3 protein-coding genes and 1 pseudogene are annotated in these 7,674 nt (G+C 47.7%); 1 reads left to right on the plus strand and 3 read right to left on the minus strand.

The window, feature by feature from the left end; genetic code table 11:
* Positions 1–3: 3 nt before the first annotated feature.
* The 3 genes from A2048_00620 to A2048_00630 all read right to left on the minus strand — a co-directional run bounded on the left by A2048_00620 (position 4) and on the right by A2048_00630 (position 3,443).
* Complete coding sequence (locus A2048_00620; protein OGP08156.1) at positions 4–1,698, minus strand: hypothetical protein; 1,695 nt, start codon at positions 1,696–1,698, stop codon at positions 4–6.
* A gap of 200 nt (positions 1,699–1,898) precedes the next feature.
* The gene (locus A2048_00625; protein OGP08157.1) at positions 1,899–3,191 is read right to left on the minus strand and encodes a hypothetical protein; all 1,293 of its coding nucleotides are present in this window, start codon (positions 3,189–3,191) and stop codon (positions 1,899–1,901) included.
* Positions 3,192–3,233: 42 nt separating this feature from the next.
* Positions 3,234–3,443, minus strand: coding sequence for a hypothetical protein (locus A2048_00630; protein ID OGP08158.1), 210 nt, complete (start codon positions 3,441–3,443; stop codon positions 3,234–3,236).
* 130 nt (positions 3,444–3,573) lie between these two features.
* On the opposite strand from A2048_00630, the pseudogene A2048_00635 reads away from it, so the two are divergent.
* Positions 3,574–7,674 (plus strand): annotated as a pseudogene (locus A2048_00635) (hypothetical protein).

A 7,674-nucleotide genomic window follows, 5' to 3' on the forward strand; every position in this document is an offset into this window, starting at 1 on the left:
TCCCTAGAAAGGCCCGTGCCTTGGCTTAGCTTTTGGGCGTAAGCCCTCATCCAATCTATTGTCCAAATAATAACATTGGAGCTGCTTGACGCTAAAACCCGTAACTTCGGAGAGGAATTCAAGCAATTGGCGGGAGGGCACTTTTTCAAGACTGACATAGCAAAGAATCGCCTTAAGATTTATTTCGTACTGGCCACTTGGGGACTTGAATTTTCTCTCCATATCAAGAGCCACCTCATCGCCTTCTAAAAGCCAATCAAGAATCCTTCTTGGTATTTCATGATGCTCTTTGGCTCTTTGATCAAGCCTGGCCACATAAGCCGCATGGGTGCGCGTGGGAAGGTATAGCTCATGGCCTTCCCGCTCGGTCCAAGAGTGAGTCAGATGGGGAATGAAGGCTGCACGATTAAAAAGGGAAAAAAGGATATTCGGATCAAGGTCCAACGTCCCCGCAACGCATTCCAAAAATGTTTTGTCAGGTCTTAATTGCTGGGGGGTCCAACGAGTCAATTTCCATAACCTGTTTTTAAGATGATTCTCATCGGTTCCCCGTGGGTGCCCCTGCCTACGGATGATCTCGTCCTTCAACCGTTGCACACTCACCGGCCAGCTTTGAGCGCGTATGCGCTGCAAAACAAGTTCTGTGGGTGAGTCGCCATAAATTTCGACAATAAGTTCGGCGATTGGACGCCCCCCGGCTTGCAGGCGGGCATAGGCCGTTGTTGTTTCGTTTGCGGCAACAGCCTCTGTCCCCACCGCCTTGTCTTGAGTAACCATAAGTGCTTGAGCTTGGCTTCTCCTTATGGATCTTGCAGAGGGAGGACGAGTACGAGGTTCTTTGGAATATTTTTTGGGTGGTAATTTCTGTGGCTGGGATGGTGCAGACATTCGTGCCCGTTCTTTATGACGCTCTGGACATTGGTTCACCTGTTCCATGTAAAATTCAATGACAGCAGCTCCGTATAAAAACTCGATGACAATTTTTAACTCTTCATCGCTAAAATCTTTTAGGGAAGCCAGATCAACAACGCGTGGCTCCTTTGGTAGCTTTTGGGATAATGCCCGGATGATGATTTGAGCTTGGCGAGGCGGGTAACAAACCCACACCATCCCCTGAATAAAGGGACTATTGGAATTCTTAAAAGAGATGTGTGACCGCGTGGCCCTATCAGGCAAGGCTAAAACACGTTTCATTCTAACCAACGCTATCAATTCCTGATACATGGGAGGATTGGGACCCTCGGTTCCCCGAAGGCTTTCGATGATAAAGCGGGCCTCATCTTCAGGGGTACGGCGGGCTTCCGTGGGATGAAAGGCGCTCTCCATTGGGCTTACAGCCGGGGATCTTGATGGCGCACCAACATCATCTTGAGCCAGTTCAAGCCCTTCCACACTTCCCCAAAAAAAACGCGCTCTTTTTTGAAGCAGATCGGGCCCACTCCCATTCAGAGGGGAAAAAAATATCCCGTTACTACTCAACCCAAGAGCTTGGCCGGTACCAAGAGACAGAACAAAATTTTCGCCCAACTTGGGTTGGTAGCCCGTTTTCTCTAATGCCCGAAAGGCTCGATGTTTTTGCCAAGCAGGGGTTTGCCCCACCCTACTTCGAGGGCCTTGTCCTCGCGAACCAAATTGAGGAGCCGATGTAAACCTTGAGGACAAGGCCAGCCCTCGAGGAAATGCAACAATTTTGAACATGATGATCTAATTCGGCAAGGAGGGAAAAAGGTTGCTATGAGGAAAATTCTAAATCTGTCCACTCATGTGTACAAAAAATCGGTTTTGACTCTTAAAAAGAGCATCTTTCCCTTTTTTATGTCGAAAAATGCCACCATCTATGGCTGGAATCATGACTCAAAAATTGGGGCCTTTGCCCGCGTGCCTGGCACCAACCCTTTTTAGCGCTCGTTTTTCAAAAGCCATTTCCACAGAGGCGTGAAATGAATGACATGTTTTCCTATTTTCTCCCCCCCTTCTTCTTCTTGTGTGAGGATGAGGCCTTCATTGAGCTTTAAAGCTTCCAAGCACAGGATCAGGGAGGTCACTTCCCTTTTTCTCGTTTCAAGACGTAAAGAATCCCAGCAAACTTGGATCGCTTGGGTGGGGTTGCCCGATTGGGTAAGGACAAAATCAACCTCCTGGTGTTTTTCGTTCTTCCAATAAAAAAAATCCAAGAGGGAATCTTTTGTCTTTTGCCCCAGCAAATGCAGGAAAACCATGTTTTCGGCAAGGTGGCCATCCCCCACTTTACGCCCACTGATAGCGCCTGCCAGCCCCATGTCGATACAATAAATTTTGCGTGGGCTTTTGTTACGTTCCTTCAATTTATGTGAAAATCTTTGGACAAGGAAGAAGAGAAAGGCGTCCTCCAAATACCCTGAAAACCTCTCGGCGGTGTTCGCATTGATGGAGAGGAATTTTTCAATGGAGTTGAAGGTGATTTGGCTTCCACAGTGGGTGGCATAAAAAACGGCCATTTTCCTCAAGTCTTCTCCTTTGCGGATTTTGTAACGGCGGATCAAATCGCGGTGGATGAAGTCATCAAAATAATCCAGGAGAATTTCCCTTTTGGCTTCGGAAAAAACCACTTCCGGAAATCCCCCGAATTCCATCATTTCACGCAGGAGGTTCAAATAATCGAAAGACTTTGGATTGTCCCCGAGGCGGATGCCGGCCAACTCTTGAAAAGAAAAAGGCAGCACTGTCATGGTAAGATGTCGGCCGGTGAGGGAGGTTGCCAACTCTCCGCTCAATAATTTCGCGTTGGATCCCGAAAGGATGATTTTTGCCTTATTCAACTCATGAAAAGTGCGCACCCATTTTTCCCATTGGGGGATTTCCTGGATCTCGTCCAACAGAAGGAAGGGTTTGGCAGGAGGCTTCAAATGGGATTGGTAGGTGTTCCATATTGTTTCGAAGAGGAAAGGATCTTCAGTTTCTAGGCGGGGGTCTTCGAAGTTGATCATGAGCATTTGCGCCGGATTGACTCCAGTTTGAGCATTCTGAAACATCCATTGGCGCATCAGATAGGATTTTCCAGCTCGTCGAGGGCCTGTGATTACAACCACTTGATTTGTTTGTGTCAATTTATGAAGGTATTGAAAGTAAGAAGAACGTACGGAGCCTTGAGGGAGAGGATGCTTCCATAAATTCCAGTCATCAAGAATAGGCAGTAACTGATTTGATTCCATGTATGTGGTAAAAATAGACAATTTTACCACATAAGTCAATTTTTATCTTTGATAAACCTTGGGGACAAGCTTAGCCCTCGAGGGAATGCAGCCATTTTGAACATGATGATTCTCATTCGGCGAGGAGGGAAAAAGGTTGCCATGAGTTTTTTTGAGTAGGCAAAAATGGACCACCAAAAAGAGAAAAAAGGGCCATTTTTGACGATTTTTTGGTTCATGATGAGTCAAGTCACCCGCCGCATTAAAAAACATTAAAAATATTAAATACTTAGCCTGTAAGATAAGGCCGGCCTTTGGCCCATTCCTGGCACTTTTATTGCTCTCTTATAGGGAGAATCCGTCAACTAAAACCCTGCCAGAGGCAGGCAAGCAAGGGAGAGCTATGTTGTCTGCTATTTTAAAGCTGACTCGCAAATACCAGATCCTCACTTTTACTCTTATTTGTTATTTGTCGAGTTCCCTCATTTATATCCCTGTAGCGCAAGCCGTAACACTGACCGACAACGACAACGGCGCAGAAGAATTTGGCGCTGGTGCACATCAGGCCACACAGTGGGATGCGGGAAATAGTTGGATTGAACTGAGCGGTGCAAGCTTGGCTCTGCCTGATGATGGGAGTTCAACTGACTGGTTTGACATGACGAACAATGAACTTTTGCTTCATATGGAGGAGGCAAGTGGAAACCCTGTGGATGATTCGACTACGAATGCAACATGCACAGCCACAAGTCTTACTTACAGTGCCACAGGAAAATTGAGCAATGCTATCGATTTCAATGGATCGAGCTCCTATGCGGATTGTGGCGACCAGGCAGCGTTTTCTTATACAGAGGGAGGGGGTAACCCGGATGCACCATTTAGTGTTTGTACTTGGATGAATAGCGATACTGACCAAACATCCATGATGGTTTCAAAAATGACTACAGGTGCATACGAGTGGCAGTTTGGTACCACTACAGGTTACGAAATTCAATTTTATGTTTATAGTAGTGTTTCAGCCTATGTTGGCGGAGTAACATCCGCTTATAATTATTCTCCTGATACATGGTATCATGTTTGCGGAACATATAGTGGCAGTGGAACTACTGCAGGTTTTAAGATCTACATAAATGGAGCTAGCGCCAGCTTAGCAGGTGGTGCATCGAGCTACACAGCCATGTCAAATACCGCAGCCCCTTTGCAAGTTGGAAGGCAGAATATTTCAGGTTCTTTGGCCTACTTTAATGGTATTTTGGATGAAGTTGCTGTTTTTAGCGAAGAGCTATCGGCCACTGACGTACAAGATATTTACAATGCCGGTGCAGGTCTTGGAGGGGCTTTCACTTCTCGCATTATGGATGCTGGCGCTTCCACTTCATGGTCAACTTTCACGTGGACGCCGCAGCGCCCTACTTACAAAGAATTGCCAAATAATGCTGCCACTGAAACAGCTTATAGCGCTGGTAATGTTGACATGGCGAATAATGAATTACTTTTTCATATGAATGAAAGCTCTGGCAATCTTACTGATGATTCTGGAAATGGTAATACTGGAACCATTACAGGAGCCACATTAGGTACCGCCGGCAAACTCAATACAGCTTTAAGTTTTGATGGCAATGATTATGTAACAACATCAACTTTGGATACGATGGGGGCAACTACTCGAGGAACTATAACTCTGTGGGCAAAATGGACTACGGCAGATGGGAATGAACGGCCGTTAGTAAATGATGACGGAGCTGGATACTTTACACTTTCACTCAATCAGGGCACTAGCACTGGTAATAAACTACAATTTGCAACTTACGAAAGTAGTGCCGCAAATTGGATCCAGGGAGCCACTACTATTCAGGCAGGGCAATGGTATTTTGTAGCAGCAGTCTGGGATGATACAGGAACAAATAAAATTTATCTCAACGGTGTGGAAGATGCGACTGGAACTGGGCATAATCCACAACTTGGCACTACAGCCATAAGATTAGCGAAATGGGGCAGTGACTATTTCTCTGGAGTGATGGATGAAGTTGCCTTTTTCAGCGAAGCGCTCACCGCAACAAAAGTAGCTGATATTTACAAACGCCGCGCCCAGCAACTGAAATTTCAAGTTCGCTCGTGTAATGATGTGGCTTGCAGCGGAGAATCTTGGAGTGATTATTATAGTGAACTGACCGACTCCGACTTAGGCCTGCCTTCTATTACTCTTGGTGTAGCTGACAACCAATACTTTCAATATCGCGCCAAGCTTGACACGAATAACGCAAGCTACTCCCCAGAAATGAAAAGTGTTTCTATTACGAATGCTGCAACCCCTACCATTACTCTCACGGTCGATAACGCCAATATTGCTGAAGCTGCTGCGGTTGCCACCTTTACGGCCACGGCATCTGCAACTTCGGCAAGTGACATGACGGTAAACTTTTCGTTTTCAGGTACGGCTGCTTTGACCGATGATTACACCAAATCCGGCACTTCGTGTACGATTACTGCCGGCAACACGGCCTGTACGGTGACCGCCACAGCCGTGCAAGATACCTTAGATGAAGCCAGTGAAACTGTGATCGTTGATATTAGTTCGGTGACCAATGGTACGGAATCAGGTACGCAACAGCAAACGACCACGATTACGGATGATGACGCGACACCAAGTTTGAGTATTGATGACGTAACCGTGACCGAAGGAACGTCGGCGACGTTCACCGCAACGCTGTTAGCGGCCAGTGGGCAGCAGGTAACGGTGGATTATGCCACGTCAGATGGAACTGCAACCACCGCAGGTTTGGATTACACATCAGCTTCTGGAACATTCACCTTTGCTGTTGGTGAAATCACTAAAACTGTCAGTGTCACGACAAACGATGACGCCTTGGATGAGGCAGCAGAAACGTATACCGTCACGCTTTCCAATCCATCGAGCACCGCAACGATTTCTGATGCTACGGGAACAGGAACCTTAAATGACAACGACGCTACCCCAACCTTAAGTATTGCCGACGCAACGGTTGCTGAATCCGCGGGGACGGCAAGTTTCACCGTGACCTTGTCAGCAGCGAGTGGGCAGACGGTGACAACAACGTATGGAACGGGCCAAGTTGATGGTGGCGCCACCGTAGGAGTGGACCTCAACAATACTTCTGGAACACTGACGTTTGTGCCTGGAGATACCAGTGAGACAATCACGGTGACGATTAACGAGGATACTTTGGATGAGGCGAACGAAACCTATTCCATTGCCTTAATTACGCCGAGTAATGCGACCTACGCTGATGACACGGCAACCGGCACCATTACCGACAACGATGCCACACCTTCCTTAAGCATCGATGACGTGACAGTAACCGAAGGCACGTCGGCAACGTTCACCGCAACGCTGTCAGCGGCCAGTGGGCAACAGGTAACGGTGAATTATGCCACGTCAGATGGAACTGCAACCACCGCAGGTTTGGATTACACATCAGCTTCTGGAACATTCACCTTTGCTGCTGGTGAAATCACCAAAACTGTCAGTGTCACGACAAACGATGATGCCTTAGATGAGGCAGCAGAAACGTATACCGTCACCCTTTCCAATCCATCAATCACGGCAACGATTTCTGATGCTACGGGAACAGGAACCTTAAATGACAATAACGCCGCACCGACGGTGACCTTAAGTTTGGCTGATTCGCCTTTAGCAGAAAATGCTGGTGTAGCAACCGCGACAGCTACGTTGTCCGCGGTTTCAGGGCAAACGGTTACGGTCGATTTGGCTTTTTCAGGCACCGCCACCAACACAACAGATTACACGCTTTCCGCCAGCAGCATCACGATTAACAAAGGTGCAACAACAGGCACCCTCACCGTCACGGGCGTCAATGATTTAGTCGATGAAGCCAACGAGACGGTTGTGATGGATATTGATAGTGTGACCAACGGAACTGAATCGGGCACGCAGCAAGTCAGCGCTTCCATTACCGATGATGACACTTCAGCCGTAACGCTAACGCAAACTGACGGCTCCACAACAGCGACCGAAGGGGGACCATCCCCCGATACGTATACCGTTGTCCTGGCAACAAAACCCGTGGGTGATGTGACCGTGACGCTGACACCGGATGCTGATGTGAGTATTGATCAGAGCACGCTCACTTTTACTTCAGTCAACTGGAATAGCGCCCAAACCGTGACCGTCACGGCGGTCAACGATGATATTGCGGAAAGTAACCACACGGGAACAATTAGCCATAGTGCTGCGAGTGGTGATGCCAATTACAACGGCATCAGCATCTCCAATATTTCGACTTCAATTACCGACGACGATTCTGCCGGTGTCAGTGTGACGGCCAGTGGTGGAAGTACCAATATTACCGAGGGAAGTACGACTGATGATTACACCATGGTGCTCACCAGCGAGCCCACGGCCGATGTAACCATTACTCCAACAGCAGCAGCGGATTGTACGGTCTCCCCAAGTTCGCTCACCTTTACTTCAGCCAACTGGGATGGCCCGGCGCAAACCTTTACC

Source organism: Deltaproteobacteria bacterium GWA2_45_12 (genome assembly GCA_001797365.1).
Lineage (GTDB): Bacteria > UBA10199 > UBA10199 > UBA10199 > UBA10199 > UBA10199.